The sequence below is a fragment of the Kitasatospora sp. NPDC023385 genome, from assembly GCF_055664045.1.
In genome coordinates, this window is record NZ_JBVOOL010000006.1 from 187,986 (window position 1) to 214,848 (window position 26,863).

At 73.5% G+C, this 26,863-nt stretch carries 28 protein-coding genes; 10 read left to right on the plus strand and 18 right to left on the minus strand.

Annotated elements, in window-relative coordinates; translation table 11 throughout:
• Nucleotides 1–14: 14 nt before the first annotated feature.
• Nucleotides 15–1,154, minus strand: a complete 1,140-nt coding sequence (locus AC0B61_RS12405; RefSeq protein WP_471740600.1) for a mechanosensitive ion channel family protein — start codon at nucleotides 1,152–1,154, stop codon at nucleotides 15–17.
• Nucleotides 1,155–1,384: 230 nt separating this feature from the next.
• Between AC0B61_RS12405 and AC0B61_RS12410 the strand changes: the two genes are divergently transcribed.
• Complete coding sequence (locus AC0B61_RS12410) at nucleotides 1,385–1,753, plus strand: PRC-barrel domain-containing protein (protein WP_471740601.1); 369 nt, start codon at nucleotides 1,385–1,387, stop codon at nucleotides 1,751–1,753.
• Nucleotides 1,754–1,852: 99 nt separating this feature from the next.
• Here the strand turns inward: AC0B61_RS12410 and AC0B61_RS12415 are convergent, their stop codons facing one another.
• From AC0B61_RS12415 to AC0B61_RS12445, 7 genes are all read right to left on the minus strand, one after another.
• Nucleotides 1,853–2,332, minus strand: coding sequence for an ATP-binding protein (locus AC0B61_RS12415; protein WP_471740602.1), 480 nt, complete (start codon nucleotides 2,330–2,332; stop codon nucleotides 1,853–1,855).
• 133 nt (nucleotides 2,333–2,465) lie between these two features.
• Nucleotides 2,466–2,870, minus strand: coding sequence for an STAS domain-containing protein (locus tag AC0B61_RS12420; protein ID WP_471740603.1), 405 nt, complete (start codon nucleotides 2,868–2,870; stop codon nucleotides 2,466–2,468).
• Between the two features lie 167 nt (nucleotides 2,871–3,037).
• A complete protein-coding gene (locus AC0B61_RS12425; protein ID WP_471740604.1) occupies nucleotides 3,038–3,940 on the minus strand; it encodes a SigB/SigF/SigG family RNA polymerase sigma factor in 903 nt (300 codons plus the stop codon).
• Between the two features lie 231 nt (nucleotides 3,941–4,171).
• The gene (locus tag AC0B61_RS12430) at nucleotides 4,172–4,471 is read right to left on the minus strand and encodes a DUF7701 domain-containing protein (protein WP_471740605.1); all 300 of its coding nucleotides are present in this window, start codon (nucleotides 4,469–4,471) and stop codon (nucleotides 4,172–4,174) included.
• On the minus strand, nucleotides 4,468–4,953 hold the full coding sequence (locus tag AC0B61_RS12435; protein WP_471740606.1) for a RipA family octameric membrane protein: 486 nt from the start codon (nucleotides 4,951–4,953) through the stop codon (nucleotides 4,468–4,470). Before AC0B61_RS12435 ends, AC0B61_RS12430 begins: the two co-directional genes overlap by 4 nt.
• A gap of 180 nt (nucleotides 4,954–5,133) precedes the next feature.
• Nucleotides 5,134–6,051 carry an MBL fold metallo-hydrolase gene (locus AC0B61_RS12440; protein ID WP_471740607.1) on the minus strand — a complete coding sequence of 306 codons (918 nt, stop codon included), beginning with the start codon at nucleotides 6,049–6,051 and terminating at the stop codon, nucleotides 5,134–5,136.
• Between the two features lie 37 nt (nucleotides 6,052–6,088).
• On the minus strand, nucleotides 6,089–8,974 hold the full coding sequence (locus AC0B61_RS12445; RefSeq protein WP_471740608.1) for an AfsR/SARP family transcriptional regulator: 2,886 nt from the start codon (nucleotides 8,972–8,974) through the stop codon (nucleotides 6,089–6,091).
• A 322-nt stretch (nucleotides 8,975–9,296) separates the two neighbouring features.
• Here AC0B61_RS12445 and AC0B61_RS12450 point away from each other — a divergent pair, with 322 nt between their 5' ends.
• On the plus strand, nucleotides 9,297–10,019 hold the full coding sequence (locus AC0B61_RS12450) for a heparin lyase I family protein (RefSeq protein WP_471740609.1): 723 nt from the start codon (nucleotides 9,297–9,299) through the stop codon (nucleotides 10,017–10,019).
• A gap of 70 nt (nucleotides 10,020–10,089) precedes the next feature.
• Here AC0B61_RS12450 and AC0B61_RS12455 read toward each other — a convergent pair whose 3' ends face one another.
• Together AC0B61_RS12455 and AC0B61_RS12460 are read right to left on the minus strand one after the other, a co-directional pair.
• Nucleotides 10,090–10,299 carry a DUF397 domain-containing protein gene (locus AC0B61_RS12455; RefSeq protein ID WP_471740610.1) on the minus strand — a complete coding sequence of 70 codons (210 nt, stop codon included), beginning with the start codon at nucleotides 10,297–10,299 and terminating at the stop codon, nucleotides 10,090–10,092.
• A complete protein-coding gene (locus AC0B61_RS12460) occupies nucleotides 10,292–11,131 on the minus strand; it encodes a helix-turn-helix domain-containing protein (RefSeq protein ID WP_471740611.1) in 840 nt (279 codons plus the stop codon). Before AC0B61_RS12460 ends, AC0B61_RS12455 begins: the two co-directional genes overlap by 8 nt.
• Nucleotides 11,132–11,259: 128 nt before the next feature.
• Here AC0B61_RS12460 and AC0B61_RS12465 point away from each other — a divergent pair, with 128 nt between their 5' ends.
• Nucleotides 11,260–11,493: a hypothetical protein gene (locus AC0B61_RS12465; RefSeq protein WP_471740612.1), complete on the plus strand. Its 234-nt coding sequence runs from the start codon at nucleotides 11,260–11,262 to the stop codon at nucleotides 11,491–11,493.
• Nucleotides 11,490–12,065, plus strand: a complete 576-nt coding sequence (locus tag AC0B61_RS12470) for an NUDIX domain-containing protein (protein ID WP_471740613.1) — start codon at nucleotides 11,490–11,492, stop codon at nucleotides 12,063–12,065. Before AC0B61_RS12465 ends, AC0B61_RS12470 begins: the two co-directional genes overlap by 4 nt.
• Before the next feature lie 138 nt (nucleotides 12,066–12,203).
• Here the strand turns inward: AC0B61_RS12470 and AC0B61_RS12475 are convergent, their stop codons facing one another.
• The gene (locus AC0B61_RS12475) at nucleotides 12,204–13,319 is read right to left on the minus strand and encodes an FAD-dependent oxidoreductase (protein ID WP_471740614.1); all 1,116 of its coding nucleotides are present in this window, start codon (nucleotides 13,317–13,319) and stop codon (nucleotides 12,204–12,206) included.
• Between the two features lie 107 nt (nucleotides 13,320–13,426).
• Between AC0B61_RS12475 and AC0B61_RS12480 the strand changes: the two genes are divergently transcribed.
• Nucleotides 13,427–14,038 carry a TetR/AcrR family transcriptional regulator gene (locus AC0B61_RS12480; RefSeq protein ID WP_471740615.1) on the plus strand — a complete coding sequence of 204 codons (612 nt, stop codon included), beginning with the start codon at nucleotides 13,427–13,429 and terminating at the stop codon, nucleotides 14,036–14,038.
• 185 nt (nucleotides 14,039–14,223) lie between these two features.
• Here the strand turns inward: AC0B61_RS12480 and AC0B61_RS12485 are convergent, their stop codons facing one another.
• Nucleotides 14,224–14,700, minus strand: a complete 477-nt coding sequence (locus tag AC0B61_RS12485; RefSeq protein WP_471740616.1) for a MarR family winged helix-turn-helix transcriptional regulator — start codon at nucleotides 14,698–14,700, stop codon at nucleotides 14,224–14,226.
• Nucleotides 14,701–14,770: 70 nt separating this feature from the next.
• On the opposite strand from AC0B61_RS12485, the gene AC0B61_RS12490 reads away from it, so the two are divergent.
• Both AC0B61_RS12490 and AC0B61_RS12495 read left to right on the plus strand, forming a co-directional pair.
• Nucleotides 14,771–15,748, plus strand: a complete 978-nt coding sequence (locus AC0B61_RS12490; RefSeq protein ID WP_471740617.1) for an alpha/beta hydrolase — start codon at nucleotides 14,771–14,773, stop codon at nucleotides 15,746–15,748.
• Nucleotides 15,749–16,114: 366 nt separating this feature from the next.
• Entirely contained in the window at nucleotides 16,115–17,497 is a 1,383-nt protein-coding gene (locus AC0B61_RS12495; protein WP_471740618.1) for an MFS transporter, read from the plus strand.
• Nucleotides 17,498–17,752: 255 nt separating this feature from the next.
• On the opposite strand, the gene AC0B61_RS12500 is transcribed toward AC0B61_RS12495, so the two are convergent.
• Complete coding sequence (locus tag AC0B61_RS12500) at nucleotides 17,753–18,025, minus strand: hypothetical protein (RefSeq protein WP_471740619.1); 273 nt, start codon at nucleotides 18,023–18,025, stop codon at nucleotides 17,753–17,755.
• A gap of 582 nt (nucleotides 18,026–18,607) precedes the next feature.
• Entirely contained in the window at nucleotides 18,608–19,822 is a 1,215-nt protein-coding gene (locus AC0B61_RS12505) for a helix-turn-helix domain-containing protein (protein ID WP_471740620.1), read from the minus strand.
• Between the two features lie 257 nt (nucleotides 19,823–20,079).
• On the opposite strand from AC0B61_RS12505, the gene AC0B61_RS12510 reads away from it, so the two are divergent.
• From AC0B61_RS12510 to AC0B61_RS12520, 3 genes are all read left to right on the plus strand, one after another.
• A complete protein-coding gene (locus AC0B61_RS12510; protein ID WP_471740621.1) occupies nucleotides 20,080–21,183 on the plus strand; it encodes an NADH:flavin oxidoreductase/NADH oxidase in 1,104 nt (367 codons plus the stop codon).
• Between the two features lie 274 nt (nucleotides 21,184–21,457).
• Entirely contained in the window at nucleotides 21,458–21,880 is a 423-nt protein-coding gene (locus AC0B61_RS12515) for a carboxymuconolactone decarboxylase family protein (protein ID WP_471740622.1), read from the plus strand.
• Between the two features lie 105 nt (nucleotides 21,881–21,985).
• Entirely contained in the window at nucleotides 21,986–22,627 is a 642-nt protein-coding gene (locus tag AC0B61_RS12520; protein WP_471740623.1) for a hypothetical protein, read from the plus strand.
• 87 nt (nucleotides 22,628–22,714) lie between these two features.
• Here the strand turns inward: AC0B61_RS12520 and AC0B61_RS12525 are convergent, their stop codons facing one another.
• The 4 genes from AC0B61_RS12525 to AC0B61_RS12540 form a co-directional block, all read right to left on the minus strand.
• Nucleotides 22,715–23,767 carry a hypothetical protein gene (locus AC0B61_RS12525; RefSeq protein ID WP_471740624.1) on the minus strand — a complete coding sequence of 351 codons (1,053 nt, stop codon included), beginning with the start codon at nucleotides 23,765–23,767 and terminating at the stop codon, nucleotides 22,715–22,717.
• Nucleotides 23,764–24,627, minus strand: coding sequence for a hypothetical protein (locus AC0B61_RS12530; RefSeq protein ID WP_471740625.1), 864 nt, complete (start codon nucleotides 24,625–24,627; stop codon nucleotides 23,764–23,766). Before AC0B61_RS12530 ends, AC0B61_RS12525 begins: the two co-directional genes overlap by 4 nt.
• Nucleotides 24,624–25,520, minus strand: coding sequence for a hypothetical protein (locus AC0B61_RS12535; protein ID WP_471740626.1), 897 nt, complete (start codon nucleotides 25,518–25,520; stop codon nucleotides 24,624–24,626). The genes AC0B61_RS12530 and AC0B61_RS12535 overlap by 4 nt, the downstream gene beginning before the upstream one ends.
• A 102-nt stretch (nucleotides 25,521–25,622) precedes the next feature.
• Nucleotides 25,623–26,534 carry a hypothetical protein gene (locus AC0B61_RS12540; RefSeq protein ID WP_471740627.1) on the minus strand — a complete coding sequence of 304 codons (912 nt, stop codon included), beginning with the start codon at nucleotides 26,532–26,534 and terminating at the stop codon, nucleotides 25,623–25,625.
• Nucleotides 26,535–26,863: the final 329 nt, after the last annotated feature.

Here is a 26,863-nt window from a genome sequence, read left to right on the forward strand (position 1 = left end):
GGCTCCCGGGGCGGTCACCGCGGGGGCGGGCCTGCGGGAGGCCGGGGCCCCGGGGGCCGGGGCCTGGCGCCGGCGTCCTCGGGGGGACGGGGCGTGGTGTCGGCGTCCTCGGGGGGCGGGCGCCGGCCGGGCGCGTCCGCGACGGGCAGGCGCGGCAGGGCGTACGGGTGGTGGTCGCGCAGGAAGCCGACGAGGTGTTCGCGCAGCTGGCAGCGCAGTTCGAAGGCGTCGGCGCCGTTCGCCGCGGTGGCCAGCACCCTGACCACGATGGTGGTGGGGGTGGTGTCGACGACCTGGAGGGCGCTGCCCTCGCCGTCCCACAGCTTGTTCCCGGCCAGGAAGGCGTCGAACTCCGCCCGCAGCAGCCCGACCGGGGTGTGGTGGTCGAGGTGGAGCAGCGCGGTGCCGGTGATCCGGCTGGAGCGGCGTGACCAGTTCTCGAAGGGGCGGCCGACGAAGTACGAGATCGGCATCACCAGCCGGCGCTGGTCCCAGGTTTCGATCACCACGGCCGTCAGGGTGATCTCCTCCACCGTCCCCCACTCGCCGCCCGCCACGACCACGTCCCCGATCCGGGCGAGGTCGCCGAAGGCCATCTGGACGCCGGCGAAGACGTTGGCCAGGGTGCTCTGGGCCGCCACGCCCGCCACCACGCCGACCAGGCCGGCGGAGGCGAGCAGGCTCGTGCCGATGCCGCGCACCGCCGGGAAGGTCATCAGGACCGCGCCCAGGGTCACCAGGGCGACGATCGCCTGGCCGATCCGGCCGAGCAGGTCGGCCTGGGTGCGGGCGCGGCCGGCCCAGGCCGGGTCGCGGCGGTGCACGGCGAGCCGCAGGGTGCTGTCCACGAGCAGGGCGACGACGCGGGCGCACAGCCACCCGCCGGAGGTGATGGCGAGGATCACCGCCAGGTGACGCAGGCCCTCGCCGGCGGCGGGCGGCGCGGCGACCCACGGCAGGGCGCCGAGCAGGAGCAGGCACGCCGTCAGCGCCAGGATCGGGAGCCGGCACCTGCGCACCAGCCGCGGCACGCCGGCGGTGCCGCCGCGGACGGCCAGCCGCCGCACCGCGGTCTGGATGATCCGGTCCAGGCCGTACGCGAAGAGGAGCGCCGCGGCGCTCGCGAGTGCCAGGCGTACCAGACTCCACCACATCGTCCGTTCTCCCCTTCCGCGCGGGCTTTCCCGCCCGGTCTCGCCTATCCCGGCCGGGCGCGGGCATGCCTGCCGACGTGCCGTCAGGACCGGGGAAGGCCGGGGCGGGCCGGGGTCGGGCCGGGTCGGGCCTGGGTGGCATGGAACGGGCGGGTGGGGGCAGCCGGTCATCGCGCGTGTGCGCAGGGCCGGGCGTCCGTCCGGCCCGTGGCCGTGGAAGGGAGACGGGCATGAGTGGGGACGTCGACATCTGGGAGTTCCGCAGCGCTTCCGGTCACACCGCCGGGACCGACCTCATCGGGTTCCACGTGGAGGCGCAGGACGGCTCGATCGGCAAGGTGGACAAGCTGTCCGAGGAGGTGGGTGCGCAGTACCTGGTGGTGGACACCGGTCCCTGGATCTTCGGCAAGCGGGTGCTCCTGCCGGCCGGCACCGTCACCCGGATCGAGATCGGGGAGCAGAAGGTGTACGTCGACCGGACCAAGGAGGAGATCCGGCACAGTCCGGACCTGGGCGAGGGGACGGACGAGGCGGAACTCGACGTCCGCGACCGGTACGGGCTCTACTACGGCCCGTTTTACACCGGGCGCATCATCTGACCGCCCGTGGGCCGTCCGGCGGCCGCCCCGCGTACGGCGCCGTGCCCGGTGAGGGAGCTCCCTCGCCGGGCACGGCGCCGTAGCGGCGGTGGTGGCGGGTCAGTGGCCGGCCAGGCGTGCGGCGTCGACCTCGGCCCAGATCGTCTTGCCCTGGCTGTGCGGCTCGGCGCCCCAGCGGTCGGAGGTGCGCTGCACGATGAACAGGCCGTGGCCGCCGGGCAGGGACGGCTCGTGCGGGCGGCGCGGGGCGGGCATGGCGGGGCTGCGGTCGCTGACCTCGACCCGCAGCCGGGCCCGGGTGGCGTCCAGGACGAGTTCCAGCGGGCCGTCGCCGTGCAGCATCGCGTTGGCGACGAGTTCGGCCACCAGCAGGACGACGTCCGCGGCGACGCCCTCCTGGGCGTCGACGGGATGGACGGACGCGTACCAGTCGCCGAAGGCCTGGAGGGTGAAGGCCCTGGCCCGGGCGACCGGTTTGGGCAGCCCGGTCAGGGTCAACCGCCTGCGTTGGCCGCCCGCGGGCAGCGTGGGCCCGGCCGGGTGCGGGTCGCCGTCCAGGGTCCCCGGGCTCATCGTCATGTGAGGGCACCCTTTCGGATCGACGGCGGTTGCCGCATGGTCGGTTTCCCGGCGCTTTCGGGATTATGCACCGCCCCGGCGGCGGGCCGTGGCCCGAATTCCACGTCCGCCGCGAAGGCCCGGCCCGCCCTGTTCAGGGCGCCAGGGCCGCCAGGGCTTCCCGGACCGACCCGTGCAGGGGGAACACGGCCTGCGCGCCGGTCAGTTCGAGCACCCGCAGGACGGTGGGCGAGACGGCGGCCAGGTGCAGGGCCACCCCCTCCTCCCCCGCTGCGAGACGGGTCCTGAGCAGGAGGTTCAGGCCGGAGGAGTCGCAGAAGCCGACGCCTTCGAGGTCGATCACCACCGCGCGGGGGCGCTGCGCGAGGAGGGCGGTGAGCGCGTCGGCGGCCGGCCCGAGCGTCTCGATGTCGAGGTCGCCCACGAGGACGCACACCACCGCGCCGGACGCCGTGGTGCGGGTCCGCACCGCCGGCTGCGCCCGGCGCGGGGAGGCCGAGAGCGCGATCTCCCCGTGGTCGTTGTCGGATGGCGTCATCGTCGTCGTTCCCCTCCGTGTCCGTGCCCTCCGACCTTACGGAGGTCGCGTCCGTCGGCCAAACAGGGGGTGCCGGACCGGGCCCGCCCCGGCGGTTCGGCCGCGGCGCACGGTCCGCCGCGGCGGTGCGGTCGGGCGCGGCGGTGCGGTCCGCCTCGGCGGTGCGGTCAGGCTTCCTCCAGCCCCTCGCGCAGGTGCCGCAGAGTGCGGCTGAGCAGCCGGGAGACGTGCATCTGGGACAGCCCGAGGCGGGCGCCGATCTGGGACTGCGTCATGTCCTCGCAGAAGCGCATCGAGAGGATGAGCCGGTCGCGTTCGGGCAGGGCGGCGACGAGCGGCTTGAGTGCCACCAGGTCCTCGACGAGGGCGAGGTCGCGGTCGTCCTCGCCGAGGCGCTCGCCCAGGGGGCCGGGGCGGTCGTCGTCCTCGGCACCGATGTCCAGGGAGCCGGCGGTGTGCCCGTTGGCGGCGGTCAGGCCCTCGACCACCTCCTCCTGGGAGAGGCCGACGTGGTCGGCCAGTTCGGCCACCGTGGGAGACCGGTCCAGCTCCTGCGCCAGGCTCTCCTGGGCCCGGGCCAGGACGATGCGCAGCTCCTGGAGGCGGCGCGGCACGTGGACGGCCCACGTGGTGTCGCGGAAGTGGCGGCGGATCTCGCCGAGGACGGTCGGCATGGCGAAGGTGGTGAACTCCACGCCGAGGTCGGGGTCGAAGCGGTCGATGGCCTTGATCAGGCCGACCGCGCCGACCTGCAGCAGGTCCTCCTGCGGCTCGCGGTGCGCGGTGAAGCGGCGGATCGCGAACCTGACCAGGGACAGGTTCATCTCCACCAGGGTGGCGCGGACGTAGGAGTACTCCCTCGTCCCCTCCTCCAGGGCGGCGAGCCGTCGCAGCAGCACCCGGGTGAGCTCGCGGGCGTCGGCCGGGGCGACCTCGCGCAGGTCGTCGACAGCGGCGAGTTGCGGCGGCAGCAGGTCCCGCAGCCCTGCGTCGGGCACCGCCGGACGGGGCGACGGCACACCCGTCGACGGATCGGCGGAACCGGGCAGTACACCAGTGGGGGCGACCATTGGAGTCCTTTCCTCGTGTCGGCACGGTCGAAGGCCCCAGTTACCCGGGGACGGCCGATCGATGCACCCACCCTGGGTGAAGGTTTCGTGAAAGCGCAGCGACTGCCCCGGAGGGCGGCGGCAAAACCTCCCGGACGGCCCGGCCCTCGGTGACTTATGGCCTAGGAACCGGTGACCTATGGCCCATGGCCGAGGGCCGGTGGCCACGGGGAGGCGGGCCCGTCGGCGCCGTCAGGCGGTGGGGTGACGGAGCCGGCGGGCGGCGGTGCGGATGGCGAGGGTGTAGGGGGCGTCCAGGGCGCGGGTGGGGGGGTCGAGTTCGGTGAAGGGCACCAGGGCGCGGTGGCTGTCGTCGGTGGACTGGGTCCAGGCGGTCCAGGCGTTGTGGACGTCCTCGTCGGTGACCTGCTCGCCCTTGGCCTGCAGCAGGACGGCATAGATCCGGAAGAGGTCCTCCGAACCCGCCGGAGGTCTCGCCTCCGAGGGCAGGCAGGAGCGGATGAGGTCGGCGATGGGATCGAGGTGGCTCATGACCCCAGTGTGCCGGTGACCAGGGTGCCGGTGAGGAGGATCAGGTGGGCCGCCGCGAAGACCACCGGCACCGCCCGCTCGGTGGTGCCGAGTTCGGTGTAGTGCTTGTGCCAGCGGCCGCTGCGGGAGACGCTCCTGAGGGTCCGCCACTCATCGGTGTAGATCCGCGCCGCGAGCTCCTCCTCCAGCCGGTTGATGACCTCGAACTTGGCGGCGTTGAGGTCCCGGTAGCTGCGCAGCTGCATCCACCAGGCGACGGAGAGGGTGCTGCCGGCCAGCGCGACGGCCGTCGGCACCCACCACGGGGACTCGGAGAGCCTGGGTATGCCGAACCCGATGAGGGTGACCAGGGCGGTCTGCACGGACAGGAAGTAGGTGTTGGCGACGCCCCGGCGGGCCGAGATCCGGTCGGCCATCTCCACCGCGAGCTTGTAGAGCTCGAGCAGTTCGCTCGAGCGGTCCGGTTCCGGCGGCACGGCCATCGCGACTCCCTCGGACGGGCGGGCGGCGGGCGAACCGTTCGGGTGCGGTGGCACCTCGCCGATGGCTGACGGGACGTCACCTTCCCTCCGGCGGCCCCGTTCTACCGGCCGGGGGCGGGCCCTGTCCGGCCGCCGGGGCGCCGCCGGGCCGCCCGTCGCGTGGCCGCCGCCCGGGGGCTGTCAGAGGGCGGGGACGGGCTGGAGCCGGTAGGCGTCGCCGTGGGCGAGGACGTGGCCCGCGGTGGGCGGGGCGAAGTGGGTGCCCAGCAGCAGGGTGTCGGTGCCGGCGAGCGAGGCGAGCAGGGCGTGGCGGGTGGCCCGGGAGCCCTCGGGGTCGATGTCGACGCAGGCGCCGATGGCGGGGTGGGCGAGCTGGACGGGGTGGTGGACGCAGTCGCCGGTGATCAGCGCGGTGCGGCCCCGGCTGGTCAGCTCGACGGCGACGTGGCCCGGGGTGTGGCCGGGCGTGGGGAGCAGGCGCAGGCCCGGGGCGAGGGCCAGGCCCTCGGCGGGGACGTCGACGACGTCCAGCAGGCCCGCCCGCTCGACCGGGAGCACGGAGTCCTCGAACATCTGCCGGCGCGCCTCCTCCATCGCGTAGCCGGCCCAGAACTCCCGCTCGGCCCGGGAGGCCAGGTGCCGGGCGCGGGGGAAGGTGGGCACCCAACGCCCTTCCACGGCACGGGTGTTCCAGCCGACGTGGTCGGCGTGCAGGTGGGTGAGGATCACCAGGTCGACGGCGTCCGGGGGGAAGCCGGCGGCGGTCAGGCGCTCCAGGTAGTCGGTGTCCAGGTCGTGCCAGGCGGGGTTGGCGCGCTGCTTGCCGTTGCCGATGCCGGTGTCCACCAGGACGCGCAGGCCGCCCACGGTGAAGGCGAAGGTGTGGCTGGCCAGGCGCAGCGTGCCGGCCGGGTCGGCGAAGTGGGGGTGCAGCCAGTCCTGGCCGGTCACCACGTCGGGGGTGGCGTCGGGCAGGAGCCAGGGGCCGGTCTCGGGGGGCAGCTCGATCTCGTCGATGCGGTGGACGGTGACGTCTCCCACGGTCCAGGACGGCGCGGGGGCGGAAGTGGGGGCAGGGGTGGGGGCGGGGGCGGGCATGGGGCTCTCTCTTTCGACCGGACGCAGCGCATGGGCGTCAGGGGGACCGTAGAACCTGCAGGACGGTGCCGAGGGTGGCGGTAGCGGTGGCCGTCGCCGGGGCCGGGACTGTGGCCGTGGCCGTGGCGGTGGCCGGGGGCGGCAGGGCGTGCAGGGCGGTGAGGGCGTCCGACTCGCCTTCGCCGAACTGGTGGGCCCGGGCCGCCCGGACGGCGGCGTTGAGGTGGAGGGCGGCTTCCTCCCGGTGCCCGGTGGCGGCGAGGGCGCGGCCGTAGAGGACCTGCAGCAGGACCCGGCGGGCGGCGGGGAAGGGCGGTTCGGCGAGGGCCAGGCCGCGGGCGGCGTGGTGGGCGGCCTCCTCGGGGGCGCCGGCGTCCAGGCACGCGCGGGCCAGGTGCTGGCGGGCGAGGGCGACGAGGTCGGCGCGGTCGGCCCGTTCGGCCAGGACGAGGGCCCGGGCGAGCAGCCCGCGCACCCGCGTGTTGCGGCCGTAGCGGCCCAGGGCGACGGCCAGGTTCATCAGGGCGACGGCCTGCGCGGTGCCGTCCCCGGCCAGGGCGGCGAGGTCGGGGGCCCGTTCCAGGTGCACGAGGGCCTGCTCGTGGCGCCCTTCCTCCAGCAGGACCCAGCCCAGCAGCGCCCGGGCGCGGGACTGGGCGCCCGGATCCCGGTCGGCCTCGGCGGCGGCCAGGCCGTGTTCGAGCAGCGGCACCCAGCCGTCCCGGACCTGCCACACGATCAGCGGCCACTGCAGCAGCACCAGGCGCCAGGCCCGGTCGTGCAGGCCCGCGGCGACCGCCGCCTCGACCGCCCCGCGCAGGGTGTCCCGCTCGGCGGCGTACCAGGCGAGCGCGCTCTCCCGGTTCGGGAAGGGGCGCACGTCCGCGGGGCGCCGGGTGCCGGGCGGCAGGGCGCAGCACGGCTCGCTGCCGGGTTCGGCGGCGTCGCAGGCGGCGACCAGGGTGTTCAGGAGGTGGTCGAGCAGGCGTGGCAGCACCTCGGTGTCGGTGTCGCCGGGCAGGGTGCGGGCGTAGAGGCGGACCAGGTCGTGCAGGGTGTAGGCGTCCCGGCCGATCTCGACGATGAGGTGGGCGGTGGCGAGGCGGCCGAGTGCCCCGGCGGCTTCGGCGGGGCGGCAGTCGGCGAGGGCGGCGGCGGTGCGGCTGTCCAGGGTGGTGCCGGTGTGCGCGCCGAGCCGGTGGAACATCCGGCGGGCCGGTTCGCTCAGGTGCTGGACGGTGAGGGCGAGGGCCGCGGCGACGCTGGTGTCCTCCATCTCCAGGATCCCCAGCCGGCCTTGCTCGTCGGCGAGTTCGTCGGCGAGGGCGGCCAGGTCGCGGGCCGGGCCGGTGGCGAGGCGGGCTGCGGCCAGGCGCAGGGCGAGGGGCAGGCCGTCGCACAGGCCGGCCAGCCGAGCGGCGGCTGCGGGGTCGGCGGCGACGAGGTCGGCGCCGAGGGTGGCGGCGAGGAGGGTGACGGACTGCGGAGGTGACAGTTCGGCGAGCGGGACGGGGCGGGCGGCGTCGGAGGCGACCAGGCCGCCGAGCCGGTCGCGGCTGGTGACCAGGGTGACGCAGCCGTCGCCGTCGGGCAGCAGGGGGCGGACCTGGTCGGAGCGGCGCGCGTTGTCCAGGACGATGAGCATCCGGCGGTCGGCGGTCAGTTCCCCGTAGCGGGCGGCCATGGCCTCGGGGGTCGCGGGCATCTGCTCGGCGGGCAGGCCCAGGCCGAGCAGCAGTTCGCGCAGCACGGCCGGGGTGGAGCGTTCGGGCAGCGGGCTGTGGCCGCACAGGTCGACGAAGAGCCGGCCGTCGGGGAAGGCGTCCTGGCGGCGGTGGGCCCAGTACACGGCGAGGGTGGTCTTGCCGACCCCGGCGCCGCCGGTGACCACGGCGATCGCGCCGGGGGCGGTGGTGGCCCGGTCGAGCGCGGCCAGTTCGTCCTCCCGGCCGGAGAAGCCGCGGGGGCGGCGGGGGAAGGGCCAGGGGGCGGAGCGCAGCGGGCGCGCGGCGGGCGGCGGCGCGGGGGTGGGTGCGGGTGCGGGGGTGGGTGCGGGTGCGGGGGTGGGCGTGGCGGCAGGGGCAGGGGCGGGGGCCGGGGCGCGTTCCGGGTCGGGGACGGACGCCGGGCCGCCGACGGTCGGCACGCGTGGCGGCGGGACGCGGTCGGGCCGCGGCACGGGGGTGGTGCGCAGCAGGGAGTCGTAGGCGTCGACGAGTTCCGGCCCGGGGTCGATGCCCAGTTCGTCGGCCAGGGCCCGGCGGGTGCGGTGGAACCAGTCCAGGGCCTCCGAGCGCCGCCCGGCCCGGCCGAGCGCCAGCATGAGGGCGGCGACCAGCGGCTCGCGCAGCGGGTTCATGGTGGCTTCGGTAGAGAGCACGCCGGCTGCGGCGCCGTGGTCGCCGAGCCGGCCGTGGGCGCGGGCCAGTTCCTCCACCGACGCGAGCCGCAGTTCCTCCAGCGCGTGGGCGGCGCACTGCAGGGGCACGCTGGGCGCGGTGCCGGCGAGGGCGGGGCCCCGCCACAGCGCGAGTGCCTGCTGGAGTGCCGCCACCGCCTCGCCGGTGTCGGGCAGTGACCGGGCCGAGCGCACCAGGCGTTCGAAGCGGTCGGTGTCCACCGCGAGTTCGGGCACCCGCAGCAGGTAGGCGCCGCCGTCGGTGACGAGTTCGACGCCGACGGAGGGCGCGCCGTGCGCGGCGAGCAGCGCGCGCAGGCCCGACACGTGGTTGTGGATGACGGTGCGCGAGTGCCGGGGCGGTTCCTCGTCCCAGAGCGTCTCGGTGAGCCGGTCGACGGTGACCGGTGCGCCAGGGTTGAGCAGCAGCATGGCCAGCAGGCTGCGGCGCTTGGCGGAGCCGACCGGAAGCTCCCGGCCGTCCGCGGCCACGGCGGCCACCGAGCCCAGCAATCGGAAGTCCAAGACCCGCCCCTCATTGATATGACAAGCATATGACAGTAGGCGACTCGCCCATCGCGGGCCGTCGCCCGGTGACGCACCCGCGACCGCAGGGACGGCGGTCGGCCGCCACGGGCCCCGCGCGCACGGTCTGCGGGGGCGCGGCACGGTCTGCGGGAGGCTTCGCACGGTCTGCAGGAGGCTCCGGCGGAAGTGGCCCCGCCTACTTCCGCCGGTGGTTCCGCCTGGTTCCCGGGCCCGGCAGATGGTCGAATCGCTCCGTACGCCCGGGCAGGCCAGCGCCGCCCGGGCCGCATCCGATTCCGTACCTTCCCCGGGGAGACCCATGTCCCGTCCGTCCCGCCACCGCAACCTCTCCTACGCGGGCGTGGCCGTCGCCACCCTCGCGATCTCCTGCGGCACCATCACGCCCAGCAGCGCGGCGGGCCAGGTCCTGTGGACCCCGAGCACCAGCAAGGGGGCGTCCTCCTTCGCCTCCGTCCAGTGCGCCCCGGGCAACTTCAAGGTCGTCAACGACTCCGCCAAGGGCAAGGTGTGGCGCGCCTACCAGGCCGCCGGACAGGAGCGCTGCGAGACGCTGAGCCCCGAGCTGAAGAACGGCGACACCTTCTACCTCGGCTGGTCGTCCAAGGTGGACATCAAGGACTCCAACAGCCGCTACGTCTTCCAGCTCAAGTGCGACCCGAGCACCGACACGGCCAACCACCCCATCGAGATCGACGCCACCGACGGCCGCATCCGCCTGCAGGAGTGGGACACCGCTCACGTCTCGCACACCCTGTGGACCGCGCCGACGGCGAACGGCCAGTGGCACGCGTACGCGCTGAAGATCCGCCTGGGCAGGACCGACGGCACCATCGACTTCTGGTTCGACGGCAAGAAGCAGACCTTCACCACCGGCTCCGGCACCTTCAAGGGCACCACCTGGGACGGCAACCGCAACTACCTCAAGTGGGGCTCCTACCACCCCTCCACGGGCGATGCGACGAACACCTTCACCAGCCCGGTCATGGCCACCACCCTGGAAGCCGCCACCGCCGGCTCGTAACCCCCGCAGACCAGACGCAGGCCCGGACCGCTTGTGGGAGCGGTCCGGGCCTGCGTCTTCCGGGCGCGACTCAGACGTCGCCGAACTCGCCACTGCGGACAGCGGCGACGAACGACATCCAGGCCTCGGACGGGAAGATCAGAGCTGGACCCTGAGGCTCCTTCGAGTCGCGTACAGGAGCCAGGCCGGGGAACTCTGCGGTGACCTCCACGCAGTCACCGCCCTGTTGGCTGTACGTCGACTTCACCCACGAAGCGGTAGTCAAGTCGAGGTCAGCCATGAGAGTCCTTCCGCGCATGGAGTATCAGTTGCAGAGTCGCTGACTCGGCCAGCGCCCCTACCTGGAGGCGATCGTATCTCCTGCGCCAGTCACGGAGCCGGTCGTCGTCTCGTTCGACGTGCCCTCGCCCCTCGGATTCGGAGTAGCCAAGCAGAGAACCGTCGGAGAGCGTCAGCAGCCGCATGGGCAGGGCGAACGGCCTGTGCTCCCCCATGCTGAACGGCGCCACCTGAAGTACTACGCGCCCCTGTTCGTAGAGCTGTTCAAGTTGCTCAAGCTGATCCCGCATGACCTCCGGGCCGCCGATGATCCGTCGGAGGCAGCTCTCGTCCAGCACGGCGTGGATGAGCGGCGGATCCCGCCGCGCCAAGGCTTCCTGTCGCGCGAGCAGGAAGGCCAGCCGCTCCTCTGCCTGGCTCGGGGTGATGTCCCTTCGGCGAACATCTGCTCTTGCGAGAGCCGCCGCGTAGGACTTCGTTTGAAGCAAGCCGGGGATGACGCCGAGTTCGAAGATCCGGATCTCACTGGCTCGCGTCTCGTTGGCTGCGTACTCCGGAAAGCCCTCCAGCAATGCCGAGTGCTTGGCCTGAAGCCACATCAGCAGCAAGGTGCCGCCCGTCTCCAGCACTCGATCGGCATCCCGTGCGAACTTCTCGCTTGGCGGAGTCCGGCCGGGCGGAGCAAGTTCGGCATAGGAGACGTAGGAGGGATCGACCCCCACAAGCCTCGCCAGTTGGGCTTGTGTGAGGCCGGCAGCCTTGCGCGACCTGCGAAGTTGCACCCCGAAAGGTGCCCATGGTCCTGATGTCGGATCAAGTTCCTTGAGGTTCACTGACCTTCACCTACTTGCCGAGAACTGACTTCAAGCTTCAGATCGGCTTCCGATCGTACGGGGAGAAGCACCACCATGGCTACACCCGGTGATTCGCCGGACGCACAGCGCGACCTGTGGAGACCCCCATGCCTGATCCGCAGAACCCCGACATCCACTTCCAACTCCACGAGGTGGTACAGGACTTCCGCCGCCACGAGGGCGTCTTCGTCGACGCCGAGTTCGGCAAGGCGGTGCTTCGGCCGCTGGGGGCGAGTGGCCCCCAGCGGCGGGTCGACCTCTCCTCGATCCGGCCGCTCGACCCCCGGGAGTTCGCGCCGGGCACCTGCGGGAGGCCCCGCCGCCGACCGTTCGACGGGTGACCGCCGTGACCGCCGTGACCGCCGAGACCGCCGAGACCGCCGAATCCCTCGCCACTGGAGCAGAGTTGAGCAGCGCCCGCCTCATGAGCCGCCCTCCCGGCCGGCGATCCGTCCACCAGGTCCTCGTCCTGCTCGAAGACCCCGACGAGCCGGACGAGTTCTCCGTCCTCCTGGTCGATCGCGCCCACCGGGACGGGCTGGCCCTGCCCGGCGGCAGCGCCGAGCAGGACGAGCTGCCGCACCTCGCGGCCCGCCGGCATCTCGAGACCGAGACCGGCCTCGTCCTGCCCCTGCGGACCATCCTGACCGTCGACTACGTGCCCGCCGCCGAGTTCCCCGAGGGCCTCAACTTCGTGTACGCGGGCGGGATGATCACACCCCGGCAGGCCGAGGTCGTCCGCCGGCACCAGCCGCCGGAGGAGGTCCGCGCCCTCCACTGGGTGCCCCAGGCCAAGCTGCGCGACGTCATGGCGGACGACCAGCACCGGCGCGTCGATGACGCCTGGGACGCGTGGGAGCACGGCGCGGGCCTTCCGCTCCTCGTACGGGGCGTTCCGGTCCCGGTCGGCTGACCCGGACGGCGCCCGGACCGCCGCGGGTGCGGTCCGGGCCTCCCCAGGACCATGGCCGCACTGCGCAACCTCGTCCTCGGCGCCTTCCGCCTCACCGGCGACGACCACGTCGCCGCTGGCCACTGGCCGCCCCCGGCCTCACCTGATCGGAGTCGCTGCGGGAACGAGATGGTCGAGTCCCTGCGCACTGCCCGTCGCGGCCTCGATCGAGCGCGGCAGCATGACGCCCTCGTAGGCGCGGACGGCCTCGTCGACGCTGGATGCGGTGCTGAGGGCGTGAGCGAGGTCGGAGCCGTCGACCATGGCGAGGTTGGCGCCCAGCCCGACCGGGGGCAGCAGGTGCGCGGCATCACCGAGGAGCGTGACGCCGGGGACGTGCTGCCAGGTGTGCGGGGCTGGCAGGACGAACAGGGGCCGGTTGGTGAACCCGCTGTCGCTGTTGCTCAGGATGTAGCGCAGGCTCCCGTCCCAGTCGTCGAACATCCTCAGCAGGTGCGTGCGCACGGCCCGCTGGTCGCCGAGGTCGAGACCGGCGGCCACGTGCCAGTCCTGCGGAGCGCGGAGCGCGATGTAGGCACGGATGTGGCCGTTGCTGTTGCGCTGGGCGACCAGGGACCTGCCGGCGCCCTTCGCCAGCATCGAGCCGTTGCCGACGAGCCGCGCGAGGTCGGGATGGCGGGTGTCGCAGTGGTCGAATCCGGTTTCGACGAAGGTGACGCCGGTGTAGCGGGGTGCGGCGTGCGACAGGGCCGGGCGGACGCGCGACCAGGCGCCGTCGGCTCCGATCACCAGGTCGAAGTCCTCGGCGGTGCCGTCACCGAAATGCAGCCGGCAGGTGCCGTCCGCGAGCGGGGTGGCCCCGCTGACGGCACGGTCCCACCGCACGGTGCCCTCGGTGAGCGAGTCGAGGAGCAGGCCGCGCAGTTGGCCACGGTCTATCTCCGGCCGGCCGCCGGCGGCGGAAGGTCCCTGATGCGTCAGGAGGGCGGCGTCGGCGAAGTCGAGCACGCGCCATTCCTCTCCTTCCGGGCGGGCGAGGGCGTGGAAGCGGTCGAGGAGCCCCGCCGCCCGCAGGGCGGCCTGACCGGTGTCGGCATGCAGGTCGAGGGTGCCGCCCTGGGGGCGGGCGTCGGCGGCGGCTTCGCGCTCGAACAGGGTGACGGAGCGGCCGTGTTGCTGCAGGACTCGGGCGCAGGTGAGGCCACCGAGGCCGGCGCCGACGATCGCGATGCGGAGGTCACGAGCAGAGTTCATGGAAGTGTCCCTCGGGAGGTGGATGCGGCGCCCTGGAGGCCCGGCATCACCAAGAAAGCACAGTCACGAAATAAGTGCAACGACTCAACTTTTACAGTCGATGCACCATGGGATATGGTGGGCGAGTGACCGAACCGACCGGGCGCCGCGAGCGCAAGAAGGCCCAGACCCGCCAGTCCCTGGCCGACGCCGCACTTGAGCTCTTCCTCGATCGCGGCTACGACCAGGTCGGCGTCAAGGACGTCGCCGACGCCGCCGACGTCTCGGTGACCACCCTGTTCAAGCACTTCCCCAGCAAGGAAGCCCTCGTCTTCGACCAGGACGACGACCTCGAAACAGCACTCGTCGCCGCCGTGCGCGACCGCACCCCCGGCCAGTCGATCCCCCAGGCACTGCGCGAGCACATCCTGCTGAAACAGACCCAGCTCGCCATCCACGCCACCGACCCGCGGTTCGCCGACTTCACGCGCCTGGTGCAGGAGACCCCCGCACTGCGCGACTACGCCCACCGCATGTGGACGCGCCACGAGGCGACTCTGGCCCGGGCCATCACCGAGGCCGTCGGCGCCCCCGCGGACGACGTCAGCAGTGCCGCCCTGGCCCGTTTCGCCCTTGAGGCCCGCGTCCTGATCCTGCAGCACGCCGAGCCGCACCGCGCCGCCGACGAGGCCTTCGCGTTGCTCGAACACGGCTGGGCGGCCTCCCACCCGGGCAGCTGACCCGGCTCAGCAGCTGACCCGGCTCACGCGGAGCCCTGGTGCGCGTGGAGCCCTGGTGCGCGTGGACGCGTTGCGCGCCCCGCAGGTTGAACCTGAGCAACGACGCTGCCACGCAAGCCACTTGAACCGGCATCCAGCCGGCCAGAACCTCCGAACGCCACCTCCCCGGAAGCCGCGAATACGCGTCAGCCCGTGGGCGTGCCGATCTGGTCGCGCTCCAGGGCGGAACGCAGCTCCGAGAGGGCCTGCGCGGCGGCCGTCAGGGGGGACGCCTTGCCTGCGTCTGCGATCAGTTCGGCCAGCCGCTCGGTGAAGGTCCCTTCGGCCGCGTCGGCCAACTGCAGGCCGTCGTCGGTCAGTTCCAGCAGTGACGACCGGCGGTCCGACGGGTTCGGCATGCGGGCGACCCATCCCTGCCGCTCCAGGCGGTCGATGCCCTTGCTGGTGGCCCCGATGCCGATGGCGAACTCGGCCGCCAGATCCGCCACCCGGGCCCCGGGGTGGTCGCGGAGGTGGCGCAGGAACTCGAATTGCGACGTGACGATGCCGTGCCGCTCGCGAAGACGGTCGTTGAGGGCGTTGTAGAGGCGTGTCTCGCACCGGACGAGGTCGGCGAAGAAGCTCGGGAGGTCGACCGTCTCACCGCTCGCTTTGGATGCCATGGCATATAGTCTACGTTAGATGCCACGGCATATAGTGCTGAAGAAGCTACTTGTGGCAGGAGAACGCATCATGAGCAGGGAACAACGCACGCGGATCAGCGCGATGCTGCGGCAGCCCCGGCCCGAGGGCCCCCAGTCGGTCGAGGCGATCCGAGCCGGATTCAAGGCGATGATGGCCCGGATGGCCGTCCCGGACGGCCTCCGCATCACCAGGACGACGCTCGGCGACCGACCGGCGCTGCACATCGAGCCGGGCACCGGGCCGGGCACCGGAACGCGCACCGAGCCGGGCACCGGGACGCGTACCCAGAAGCGCACCGGGACGATCCTGTACTTCCACGGCGGCGGCTGGGTGTTCGGCTCCCCCGAGACCGCGCTGTCGCCGACGGGCAACCTCGTGGCCAGGACCGGGTTCGCGGCGTACTCGCTGGACTACCGGCTCGCCCCCGAGCACCCGTTCCCGGCCGCAATCGAGGACGCGCTGAGCGCCTACCGCGCCCTCCTCGACCGCGGCGAGGACCCTTCGGCCATCGCGTTCGCCGGGGACTCCGCCGGCGGCGGCCTCAGCGTCACCACCTGCCTCGCCGCCCGCGACGCCGGCCTCCCGATGCCCGCCGCGATCGTGGCCTTCTCCCCCGGCCTCGACGCCACCCGGACCGGCGAGAGCATGGACACCAAGGCGGGCATCGACCCGTTCTTCACCCGCGAGAGCCTGGGACACACCGGGGCCATGTACCTGGCGGGAGCCGACCCGCACCAGCCCATGCTCAGCCCCGCCGTCCTCGCCGACCTGACCGGCTTTCCGCCGATGCTCCTCCAGGCGGGCACCGACGAAGTGCTCCTGGACGACTCCACCCGCCTGGCCGCCCGCGCCCGCGCAGCCGGAGTGGACGTGATCCTCGACATCACCGCCGACGTCCCCCACGTGTTCCAGGCCTTCGCCGGCGTGCTCGACGAGGCCGACCAGGCACTGGACCGCGCGGCCCTCTTCCTCACGCAGCACGTCCGCATTCCCGACACCCCGGCCGCGGCCGGGCCGACCAAGTAAAACTCGGAGCGGGCCCGGGCCCGTTGTGGGGTGGGCCACGTCCGGAGGGCTGCCGGCACCCTCGGAGTGAGAAGGGTCACGCTCCGTGCACTGTCCGGCGTTCGGGGGCTGCGGCCCCCGGGAGGACTGGGCGGGGCTTGGATCGGCACGGTCGGAGGTCCTGTCCGCTTCGGGACCAAGGTCATCAATCCGGTTGACCTTGGACCTCGTGGTGGCCCTGGCGGGGCGGGGCAACCCTGGACGGTCGCCCGGTGTGATCGGGCGGTTGGCGCCGTCCGAGGTGGGCGGCGCCGTTCCCTGCCGTCTACCCGGCGCACGGCGAACGGGCCCGGCCCGCCGCCGTACGCTCCGGAGGACCCCAAGCACATGTCCCAGACCATCGACAACGCCCCGTATACCGCGTTCCACCGCAGACTGGCCCTGGCCTGCTCGGGAGGGCCGCTGCTGGACGGCTACATCCTGAGCATCGTCGGCGTCGCCCTGATCGGGATGCGCCCCGACCTGGGGCTGTCCACCGCCGAGGTCAGCCTGATCGGCGCCGCCGCCCTGGTCGGCATGTTCGTCGGCGGCGCCCTCTTCGGCGTGCTGACCGACAAGATCGGCCGGGAGGTGATGTACACCGCCGACCTGCTGGTGATGATGGTCTGCTCGGTGGCCTCCTTCTGGGTGGACGCGGTGTGGGCGATCACCCTGCTGCGCTTCGTCCTCGGCATGGCCGTGGCCGCCGACTACCCCATCGCGACCTCGCTGCTCGCCGAGTGGCTGCCCGCCAAGCAGCGCGGGCGGCTGCTCGGTCAGCAGATCGTCGCCTGGTACGCCGGCTCCGTCCTCGCCTACGTGGTGGGCTACCTGTTCCTGGAACTGGCCGGGCCGGACAGCTGGCGGTGGATGCTCGCCAGCTCCACGGTGCTGTGCGTGGTCTTCCTGGTGATCCGCCGCGGCTCCCCGGAGTCGCCGCGCTGGCTCGCCGCCAACGGGCGGGTCGGTGACGCGGTGCGCGTGGTCGAGAAGCACCTCGGGGTCCAGGTCGACGGCCGCGAGCTGATGCCCGACCCGGCCGACGCCGGCCGGCCCGCCGGGCTGCGCCTGCTGATGACCCAGCCCTACCGTCGCCGCACCCTGTTCTGCGGCCTCTTCTTCCTCTGCCAGGTCGGCCCGCTGTTCGCGATGCTCACCTTCGGCCCGCAGATCCTCTCCTCGTTCGGCATGCCCGGCGGCACGGTGATGGAGACCCTGGGCACCGGGCTGATCAGCCTGGTCTTCCTGCTCGGCTGCTACCCGGCCCTGCGCCTGATCGACAGTCGCGGCCGCCGGCCCGTCATCATCTGGTCCTTCGCCCTGATGACCGTCCCGCTCGCCCTGCTCGGCGTGTGGCCCACCGCCCCCGCCGCGATCGCCCTGCTGGCGCTGTGCGCGTACGCCTTCCTGTGCGGCGGGCCCAACGTGCTCGACTGGACGTACCCCAACGAGCTGTTCCCCACCGAGATCCGGGCCACCGCCGTGGGCGTGGCCACCTCGGTGAGCCGGATCGGCGCGGCCGTCGGCACCTACCTGCTTCCGCTGTCCCTGACCGGACTCGGCACCGGGCCGACCATGCTCATCGCCGCCGGCACGACGGCCCTCGGGCTGCTGGTGAGCGTGCCGTGGGCGGAGGAGACCCGCGGCACCGCCCTGGGCGCCGCACCGAGCGCCGCCAAGGCCCCGGCGCGGACCGTCCCCGCCCCGCGGGTGCCGCAGACGGTGCGCTGACGGGCCGAAGGTGCGCTGACGGCCGAGGCGTGAGCGGCGGCGCCGTCCGGGGTTCCCGGGCGGCGCCGCCTTCTTTGCTCACGGGCCGTCGGCTTCCTCATCGGTCCGGCCGGCGGTCACGGCAGGACGTTTCCGACGTCGTCCAACCAGACGGCCTGAGCGCCGTCCGGGGCAACGGTCACACCACCCACGTTCGATGTCGGGCGGCCCAGCGGCCGCAGATACCGAACACGGGTGCTGCGTACGGGTCCACCGTCAGCGCCACGGGTGGTTGGCTTCGCGCAGCTTGGCGAGCAGCGCGGCCCGTCGTGCGCGCTGGTCCGGCGTCAACGGGGTCTCGTTGAACTCCTCCGGAGTGAGGACCGGCGGAAGTGCGGGTCGGCGTTTCGGGGTGCGCGGGTGGGTCGTCAGCCACGTCCGCAGATCGACCGGGGTGGCGTCCGCGGCCTCGTCGGTCACGTCGTCGTACGGCACCGGGCCGCCGAGGAAGTGCGTCCGGTGCGGCCGGTCCTCCGAGTCACCCGGCACGCGGTACCGCCAGGCACTCCCCCGCCTCCGCGTGTCGGCGACGCAGCACCTGAACATCCGTCAGGGAGGAGCGGTCGCATCCCTCGGGGTCGCTGAACGCCTGCGCGGCCAGGTCGTCCAGCCACTCGCAGGACGGGCAGCTGCCGACCGCCGGGGGCGGTGCGGCCGGCAGCCGACGGGCGAGGTCTTGAAGCGTCGCCGCATAGCCGTTTGCGGGCTGTTCCGGTCTCCCCGACGCAATCTCAAGCGACGTCACGGCTGGCTCCGGTGCTCTCCCACTGCAACGGCGCGAACGTGAAGGCGCTCGTCGGCCGGCGTTCCTCCTCCGCCTGGCCCTTCAGGTAGTCCCGGCGACAGGCCGCGATCAACGCCGCGCTGGCCGGCTTGCTCGGGGGCCGCTTCGACGTGCGCGGACGGGACGAGGCGGAGGGTGCCGGTGCCTCCGGGGGGTCCGGCGGCGTGCTCGTCGTCGCGGACATGCGTGGTGCGGCCATCATTGCTCCCTAACAGTCAGGGCCCGTCTCGTCACACCACGTTACGGGATCTGCGCCGAGGGGCTGGGCAGAGTCTCTGCCCCCTGTTTCAGGCCGCCATTCCCACGGCGTCCGCGAGTCGGCGGCCGGCGGGCTGATGTGCCGGGGAACCGGTCGTGAGGTCCCGGATCATGGCCCGCGCCTCCTCGTTCCACCGGGCGGTCTCGGGCGCCACCTCCACGGCCGTGGTCAGCAGTTCCGCCACCTTGCCGTGCTCGCCCTTCATGGCGTGTGCTCGGGCGACTTCGATCAGGTGCCGGCCACGACGGGGCACCGCGACGACGTCGGAGTGAGGCAGCCGACGTGCCCACCGGAGAGCCGTGCCGACCTGCCTCAGCTCCACGGCGACGGTGACCTTGTGCAGGACAGCGGCCTGGCGTGACCCGGACGTTGAGGGGCGCCAGTGCCCGGCCGGGAGGGTGTCCGAGACGGCGGAGGCCCGGTCGACCCACCTCCAGGCGTCTCCGGACTCGCCGGCTACGGCGTGGGTGATCGCGGCGTGGTAGGCCATGTCAGCCCAGGCGCAGGCCAGTTCGGGGCTTTCGGTCCGGATCGGGTCGAGCAGGCGGAGCGCGTCCTCCGTGACCGCCTGCGCGCTCTCCCACTGGCCCGACTTCCGGAACGCCTCCACGAGGAACCAGCACGCCTGGCTGATTGCGCCGGGGTCTGCGGATGCGCGAGCCGTGGCAAGTGCCCGTTCCGCCACCCTCCAGACCAAGTTGCCGTCGCCCTGGAACGCGGCGTACATCTGCGTGAGGTTCAGCGCGCTGGCGTACATGACCTGCGCCCGGCGACGGTCCGTGCACTCGGGGTGCGATGCGGCAACGGACGCGGCTGATACGAGCGGTGGCAACACCGCCGCGAGCGCGGTCCGGTGGTCGCCCCTGGTCATCCTCGTCTGCCAGGCGCCGGCGAGCTGAACCGCGATGTGGTCCAGCCGCGGAGCCGGCCCCCCGGCGGCCCCGAGCGGAGCACCGTCCACGGCCCGACGAACGGACGCCAGCGACGCATGCTCCACGCCGGAGTAGAGCGCACGCGGCATGCTGACGTCTCCCGTCAGGAGCGACAGGTCATCGACCCCGAGGTGCTGTGCGATGCGCATCAGCATCGGGAGTCGGGGCGGCAGCAGCGTGCCGTTCTCCACCTGCTTCAGCCACGAGGGAGAACGGCCGAGCAAACCCGCCAGGACGGCCCGGGACTTCCCGGCGCGCTCCCGGTAGTGCTGAATCCGACGGCCCACAGGCAGGGCGGGGTCAAGAGCCATGGGGTCAGCGTAGGGCCGACCGCCCCGCCCAGTCACGACTGGTCGGCCGGCGGTACCGCGGGCCGGGCGGCCGGAGGCTGACGGGTTTTCGCTGCCTCCGGGTGGCGGGGGTCGGGGTGCACCCTTGCAGGTGTGCGGCGTGTGCAACTATCTTGTGGGGCATAAATTGCAGCTGCAATCAGTTGCGGGTACGTCCTGCCTGCGCCCCTCAGCCTCGGCCTTTGGCCCCGGGGCCGCCTACCCACCGGGAGTCCGACATGAGCACCACCCTCTTCACCCCGTACACCCTGCGGGAGCTGACCGTCCCCAACCGGATCTGGATGCCGGCGATGTGCCAGTACAGCGCCGCTCCGGACGGGCAGGCGGTCGGTGTCCCCACGGACTGGCACTTCACCCACCTCGCGGCGCGCGCCGCCGGCGGCACCGGCCTGATCATCACCGAGGCCACCGCCGTCAGCCCCGAGGGCCGCATCAGCCCGTACGACCTCGGGATCTGGAACGACGAGCAGGCCGCGGCCTTCCGGCGGATCACCGCCTTCCTGAAGTCGCAGGGCACCGTCGCTGCGATCCAGCTCGCCCACGCCGGGCGCAAGGCCTCCACCGAGCGGACCTGGGTCGACCGCGGGCGCGCCCTCGCCCCCGGCGAGGACCACGGCTGGCAGCCGGTCGGCCCCGACACCTCGCCCTTCTCCCCCGCCCACACCGCGCCGCACGAACTGACCGAGGAGCAGATCAGCGATGTGGTGCGGCAGTTCGCGGACGCCGCCCGGCGTTCCCTCGACGCCGGCTTCCAGGTCGCCGAGATCCACGGCGCCCACGGCTACCTGATCCACCAGTTCCTCTCCCCCCACACCAACCACCGCACCGACGGCTACGGTGGCTCCTTCGAGGGCCGCATCCGCTTCGCGCTGGAGGTCGTCGACGCCGTGCGCGCCGTGTGGCCCGAGGAACTGCCGCTCTTCTTCCGCGTCTCCGCCACCGACTGGCTCACCGAGAACCCGCAGGACCCGCGCGAGGGCTGGACCTCGCAGGACACCGTCCGCCTCGCCAAGGAACTCCAGGCCCACGGCGTCGACCTGCTGGACGTCTCCACCGGCGGCCTCGTCCCCGACGCCCGGATCGACGCCGCCCCCGGCTTCCAGGTGCCCTTCGCCGAGGCGGTGCGCAGCGAGGCCGGGCTGCCCGTCGCCGCCGTCGGCCTGATCACCGACCCCGCCCAGGCGCAGGCCGTGCTCGCCGAGGGCCGCGCCGACGCCGTCCTGCTCGGGCGCGAGCTGCTGCGCGACCCGTACTGGGCCCGCCACGCCGCCGCCGAGCTCGGCGGCGAGGTGCCCTCCCCCGTCCAGTACCACCGCGCCTGACACCGGCATCCGCTCGCGGGCAGCGCCTCGATGCGGGTCCATCCCTTCAGGTGGTTTGGTCGCAGGAAATCTTTCGGCGCGGGTAGGGCGCGGTGACGGCATTTCAGGGGGCTTCGGCCGAAGGATTTCCTGTGAGCGGGGGGTGGGGCGGTGTCGGCTTGAGTTGGAGTGCACTCCAAGTCCTACGGTTCTGTCGTGGTTCCCGGCCGCCGGCATCGGCGGCCGGGACGGGACGTGGGCCGTGCATACGGACGGCCGGGAGAGGAGCACGACGATGAGCACTGCCGCGAACGAGGCGCAGGTCCGCCGGGAGCGTTTCGAGCACGGGCTGGAGGTGCTCGACCGGGTCGACGGCGAGGTCGGGCGGCGGGTGGTGGACTCGCTGGCCGACATCAGTCCCGAGCTGGGGCACCAGATCGTCGCGTGGGGGTTCGGGGAGATCTACAACCGCCCCCAACTGGCGCCGCGCGACCGCCAGTTGGTCACGCTGGGGATGCTCACCGCGCTCGGCGGGTGCGAGCCGCAGCTGGAGGTCCACATCAACGCCTCCCTCAACGTGGGGCTCACGCCCGAGGAGATCGTCGAGGCGCTGCTGCACTCCGCCGGCTACTGCGGGTTCCCCAAGGCCTTGAACGCCACGTTCGTCGCCAAGAAGGTGTTCGCCGAACGCGGCCTCCTGCCGGTCGCGGGCGCCTGACGGGGCCGAGGGGACCGACGGGACACCCTGGGGCGGCTGGAACCTTCCGGGGAGGGTGGGCGTCCGGGAAGGCGTACCCGAATCCGAACCGTCGAGGAGCCCGTCGTGCCCGACTACCTGCCGCCGCCACCCGCCGAGTCCTGGCTGCTGGGCGGGGTGACGGCCGTCCTACAGGAGGGCATCAAGCAGCAGTTGGGGTACTGGGTGGAGCCCGGCGACGTGCTGAGCCACGACGACGGGAGCAGCAACGGCTGGCAGTTGGCCTGGCTGCCGGGCGGGCGTGCGGTGATCAGCGGGTTCGACGTGGACTACAGCACTGCGCGGGACGCGGCGGACCTGCTGGCGGGCGCGCCGGACTGGGTGCCCGCGCCGGCGGCCCGGGCCGGGTTCTGCTTCTGGTGGGAGCCGGAGGGCGGGGGCTGGCGGTGTGCGCCCGGCGAGTCGGACCCCGGGGCGCTTCTGACCGGCTCGGTGAGGAAGGTCGAGGACCGGCTGGCCGACTGGGTCTGGGAGCGGGTTCCGGAGGAGGAGCCGGACGATTCGGCGTACGTCGACGGGTTCCACCAGCGGCTGGAGGAGTTGCTGGCCGCCGCCCGCGAGCAGCGTCTGACGGACGCCGAACTGGCGCCCGTCCTGGCCTGCTTGGCCGATCCTCAGGACTGCCGGCCGGCCGCCGCCCTCGCCCTCGCCGCGCAGGCCGGCTTCACGGCGGGCAGCCGTCGGCCGTGGGACACGGCGGACGGCTGACGGCTGACGCAGGGAAAGGGCCGAAGGGGCGCGGCTGCGCGCAGGGAGTCGGCCGGGCCGACTTCCTGCGCGCAGTCGCGTCCGGGGTCAGGCCAGCAGGTCGGACTGGAGGGTGACGACCTGGCGGAACGGCGAGGTGGGGACGCCGTGGGGGTTGGTCATGGTGATGACGGCGAGGATGTCGGAGGCGGAGAGGTAGGCGACGCGGGCGGTGGGGGTGCCCTTGGGCCCGTTCGCGGTGGACTCCAGGGCGGTCAGCTCGACGCCGTCGACGCTGTCCCAGTCCTGGTGGGCGGTGGTCTTGGTGTCCGGGGCGGCCTTGGTGCGGCCCTTGGAACGCAGGGAGGAGAAGGCGTCCCAGGACTCGTGGACGGAGCCGAAGCGCAGCAGCCGGATCTGGGTGCGGGTGCCGTCGGAGGCCGTCCACTCCCGGACGGTGGCCGCGCGGCAGGCGTCCTCCAGGAGGAGTTCGCGCAGCTTGGCCGGGTCCTGCTGCTCGGCGAGGATCGCGTCGCAGGGCACCCAGTCGGCGGTGGCCGGGGCGCCGGGCGCCGGGGATCCCGTCGGCGCCGCGCTCGAGGGCGGCGTCGGTGAGGCCGTCGGTGAAGCCGTCGGGGAGGCCGTCGGGGATCCCGAGGCGGTGGGGCTCGCCTTGGGGGCCGGGAAGGTCGGCGCGGTCACGGAGCCGCCGGCCTCCTTGGGGGCGGGCAGCAGCAGGTGGCGCAGGTCCGCGTAGTGCAGGGACTTACCCTTGCCGCTCGGGGCGGCCTTGCCCGAGGGCAGGGGCGGCAGCGCCAGCGGCGGGAAGGTGTAGCGGCCGTCGCTCGCGGTGGCCAGGCCGGGGAGGTCGGTGCGCTCGGGCGCGGTGACGGCCAGGGCGGTGCCGGTGCCGGCGAGGGCGAACACCAGGGCGGCGCAGCTCCAGCGGATCGCGGCCTTGCGGCGGCGGGCCCGGCGGGCCTGCTGCTCCGCGAGTGCCTCGGGGGAAACGGCGGGCTCGGGGGACACGGCGGGCTCGGGGGACGCGGCGAGCGTCTCGGCGAACTCGGGTGCCCCAACGGCGTCGACGGCGTCGACGGCCTCGACGGCGCCGATGGCCTCCGCCGACTGGGACTGCGGCGGGGTGGCGTGGTCGGTCATACGGACGCTCCCGGGCGGGCGAGGCGGTCGAGCTGCAGGGTGAAGAGGGCGACGATCCTGTCCTTGGGCAGCGGCGCCACGCCCTCGGTGTTCATGACGACCAGGAGGTCGCCCTCGGCGGCCGAGCACTCCAGGTAGTCGATCGGCGCGGACGGCGGCGCCGGCATCAGGTAGCAGTGCGCCTCGGGGTGGCCGGGGATGCTCGGGCCGATCCGGAAGAGGCCGGTGTCGCCGGTGAAGACCGCGGTGTACTCGTTGATCCGCTGCACTTCCTGCTGGTTGAACTGGCGCAGCTTCAGGCCGATCACCAGGTCGTCCCCGCTGGAGCGGTAGGTGCGCACACCGGTGGCCTTGACGTGCAGGCCCTCCCAGTAGGAGCGGAGCTTGTCGCGCTTGTCCTTGGGGATCTGCTGGAGTTCGGCGTCCAGTTCGGCGGACAGCTGCTCGCCGTTCAGCTCGGTGTCGTTGCCGTAGGCGCCGTCGTCCGGGCCGAGCTGGTAGCCGGCCGGGACGGGCACCAGCAGGTCGCGCAGTGAACCGAAGTGGCTGCCGTTGGACTTGGCGCCGAACGGGGTGGCGGTCGCCGTCGGGGCGGGCCCGGCGGTGGGGGCGGCGGCGGTGGCCGGCGCGGGGTCGTCGTACTGGGTCTTGATGATGCCGACGCCGATGGCCACGCCGACCAGGGCGGCCGCGGCCGTCGCGGCGCCCGCGCGCAGCAGGCGGCGGGAGCCGGGGTCGGGCGCGGGTGCCGCGGCGGCCCCGGGCGCGGTGGCCGGGTCGGGCGCGGAGCCGGCGTCGGGCGCGGAGCCGGCGTCGGGCGCGGTGGCGGCCGGGTCCACGGTCACGGTGTCGTCGTTCATACCAGCCGCTCCCACTGCCGCTTGGCGAGGTCCTTGAGGGTGCCGGCGTCCACCGGCTTGGTGGCGAAGACCTCGACGGTCATCTGCAGCGAGCCGCGCTTGGCGACGGCCTGCCCGTAGTAGTACGGCTCGGCGCTGTCGGCCCAGTGCCGGGGCGAACTCTCCACCGTGTAGCCGCCGTTGGCGCCGTCGTCGGCGAAGGGCTCCCCGGTGAAGGATTTCGCCTGGTCGGCGTCCTCCGCTGCGAACTGCACCAGCGAGACGCTGTAGCGGACGTCGTCCTTCTTCCAGTCGACCTCGGCCGCGCGCCGGAAGCCGCGCGAGATGAGGTCCTTGAACTTGAAGGTCGCCGACTCGCCGCTGCGCTCGGAGATCTCGCCGACCGAGACCCAGCTCGGCTTGTCCGGGTACTCGGACCAGGCGGTGCTGCCCTCGGGGGCGGTGATCAGCAGCTTGGTCAGGTCACCGTCGATGGCCAGCGGGGCGGGCTGCTCGGCGGCGAGGGCCACCGGGTCGACCGCCTCGGCCGGGTAGGACGGGTGCGCGACCTGCAGCGGCGGCAGCGGCGTCGGCGGGCGCTGCGCCTGCACGGCGTAGCCGACGCCGCCGCCGGCCAGGGTGCCCAGCACCAGGGCGTACGCCGCCAGCCGCACCGGGCGGGGGCGGCGCGGGGCGCGGGGTTCGCGGGCGGGGCCGGCCTCCAGCAGGTCGCCGGGCTCGGCGGGCGGCAGGACGGCCGACGGGTCGGCGGACGGCTGCTCGACGGACGGCTGCTCAGCGGCCGGCTGCTCAGCGGCGGGCGGCATCGGGGGCGGCGGCGGAACGGCGGGCGCGGCGGGCACAGCGGGCTCGGCTGGCGCAGCGGGCACCGGCTCCGCGGGTTCGGTGGTCACGGCAGTGGCTCCAGAGGAGGAGGGGAAGGAAGCAAGGTGGCGTCGGAGAACGGGCGGCGCAGCGGCGGCCGCGGCGGCCGCTGCTGCGGCGGCGGTGCGGGCTCAGCCGCCCGAGGCGAGCCAGTCGCGCTGGCGCTTCATCAGCTCGCTCAGCAGCGCCTTGTCCGGCGTCCCCTTCACATCGACGTCGACCGTGTACTGGACGTCGCCCTGGCTGGCGATGCCGGTCATCGAGCCGGTGTACGCCTGCTGCTTGGGCTTCTTGAGGTAGCCGTGGGCGCCGGGCACGCCGTCGATGTCGATCGGGTCCTGCGAGGTGAGCGTGTAGCCCTTGACGAAGTCGCCGGCCATCGCGGCGGAGCCGAGGTGCAGCAGGGTGACGGTCACTTCGGCCTTGCCGTCGGCGGTCCGGTACGTCCGGGTGGCGCCGTCCTTGTAGCCGTAGGAGGCGAGGATGCCCTTGATGCCGTCCTGCTTGCCGAAGAGGGCGGCGACGTCGTCGTCGGTCATGGTCATCCCGTCCGCGGGCCCGTACGACTCGCCGCCGGCGGGGATCGGGAGCAGGAAGAAGCGCAGGTCGCCCTCGTGCTTGCTGCCGTTGACGGTGCCCTTGACGGTGCTGGCCGGGGCCGGCTCGGCGGGGACGGCGGTCGGCAGCGGGACGGCCTCGGCCGTCGGGGAGGCACTCGCGCCGGCGCCCGCGCTCGCCTTCGGGGACGCGGCGGCCACGGGGGCGGTGGCCGGGCGGGCGTCGGGCTTGCCGACGGCGACGGTCACCGCGGCGCTGGCCGCCGTGACGGCGAGCAGGCCGGCGGTGGCCAGCGCGACGCCGACGGCGCGCGGCAGGCGTCGCGGGGCCGGCTGCGGCGCGGCGTCCGGTTCCGGCACGAGGGCCGCGTCCGGCTCCAGCCCCGGCACGAGGGCAGCCGCGGGAACGGGCGCGAGGGCGGGCGCGGGCGGCTGGGCCGGTGCCGGAGGTCCGGCGGCGGCGCTCTCGTTCTCGGGCTCGGGCAAGGGACTCCCCCAGGGAAGAATGCGGATTCTCACGCGCGGGCCCTCCATGGGGGACCACGACCCCAGCGGGTGCTCCGAACCGTCCGTCACGCGTGTCAGCAGGAATTATGAGAGTCCGTCGACACCGCTGCCAAAAAAATCAATCACCACACTCTCACCCAATGTTCGATGAATCGGACACGTCGTGATCTAACCGCAATGGGGAGCGAAGGAGGCAGCGGGCCCGGCCGGCGGGGCCGTCAGGCACGTGACGATGCCGCGGCCTTGTCACCGCTCGGGCAGGAATCCGGCCGCGGGGTGTGGGCGGCCTCCCGGGCGGTAGGAGGATC

Coding starts and splice junctions, on each gene's coding strand:
- AC0B61_RS12405 (WP_471740600.1), bottom strand. CDS start 1,154: ATGTGGTGGAGTCTGGTACGCCTGGCACTCGCGAGCGCCGCGGCGCTC.
- AC0B61_RS12410 (WP_471740601.1), top strand. CDS start 1,385: ATGAGTGGGGACGTCGACATCTGGGAGTTCCGCAGCGCTTCCGGTCAC.
- AC0B61_RS12415 (WP_471740602.1), bottom strand. CDS start 2,332: ATGACGATGAGCCCGGGGACCCTGGACGGCGACCCGCACCCGGCCGGG.
- AC0B61_RS12420 (WP_471740603.1), bottom strand. CDS start 2,870: ATGACGCCATCCGACAACGACCACGGGGAGATCGCGCTCTCGGCCTCC.
- AC0B61_RS12425 (WP_471740604.1), bottom strand. CDS start 3,940: ATGGTCGCCCCCACTGGTGTACTGCCCGGTTCCGCCGATCCGTCGACG.
- AC0B61_RS12430 (WP_471740605.1), bottom strand. CDS start 4,471: ATGAGCCACCTCGATCCCATCGCCGACCTCATCCGCTCCTGCCTGCCC.
- AC0B61_RS12435 (WP_471740606.1), bottom strand. CDS start 4,953: ATGGCCGTGCCGCCGGAACCGGACCGCTCGAGCGAACTGCTCGAGCTC.
- AC0B61_RS12440 (WP_471740607.1), bottom strand. CDS start 6,051: ATGCCCGCCCCCGCCCCCACCCCTGCCCCCACTTCCGCCCCCGCGCCG.
- AC0B61_RS12450 (WP_471740609.1), top strand. CDS start 9,297: ATGTCCCGTCCGTCCCGCCACCGCAACCTCTCCTACGCGGGCGTGGCC.
- AC0B61_RS12455 (WP_471740610.1), bottom strand. CDS start 10,299: ATGGCTGACCTCGACTTGACTACCGCTTCGTGGGTGAAGTCGACGTAC.
- AC0B61_RS12465 (WP_471740612.1), top strand. CDS start 11,260: ATGCCTGATCCGCAGAACCCCGACATCCACTTCCAACTCCACGAGGTG.
- AC0B61_RS12475 (WP_471740614.1), bottom strand. CDS start 13,319: ATGAACTCTGCTCGTGACCTCCGCATCGCGATCGTCGGCGCCGGCCTC.
- AC0B61_RS12480 (WP_471740615.1), top strand. CDS start 13,427: ATGGGATATGGTGGGCGAGTGACCGAACCGACCGGGCGCCGCGAGCGC.
- AC0B61_RS12485 (WP_471740616.1), bottom strand. CDS start 14,700: ATGGCATCCAAAGCGAGCGGTGAGACGGTCGACCTCCCGAGCTTCTTC.
- AC0B61_RS12490 (WP_471740617.1), top strand. CDS start 14,771: ATGAGCAGGGAACAACGCACGCGGATCAGCGCGATGCTGCGGCAGCCC.
- AC0B61_RS12495 (WP_471740618.1), top strand. CDS start 16,115: ATGTCCCAGACCATCGACAACGCCCCGTATACCGCGTTCCACCGCAGA.
- AC0B61_RS12505 (WP_471740620.1), bottom strand. CDS start 19,822: ATGGCTCTTGACCCCGCCCTGCCTGTGGGCCGTCGGATTCAGCACTAC.
- AC0B61_RS12510 (WP_471740621.1), top strand. CDS start 20,080: ATGAGCACCACCCTCTTCACCCCGTACACCCTGCGGGAGCTGACCGTC.
- AC0B61_RS12515 (WP_471740622.1), top strand. CDS start 21,458: ATGAGCACTGCCGCGAACGAGGCGCAGGTCCGCCGGGAGCGTTTCGAG.
- AC0B61_RS12525 (WP_471740624.1), bottom strand. CDS start 23,767: ATGACCGACCACGCCACCCCGCCGCAGTCCCAGTCGGCGGAGGCCATC.
- AC0B61_RS12530 (WP_471740625.1), bottom strand. CDS start 24,627: ATGAACGACGACACCGTGACCGTGGACCCGGCCGCCACCGCGCCCGAC.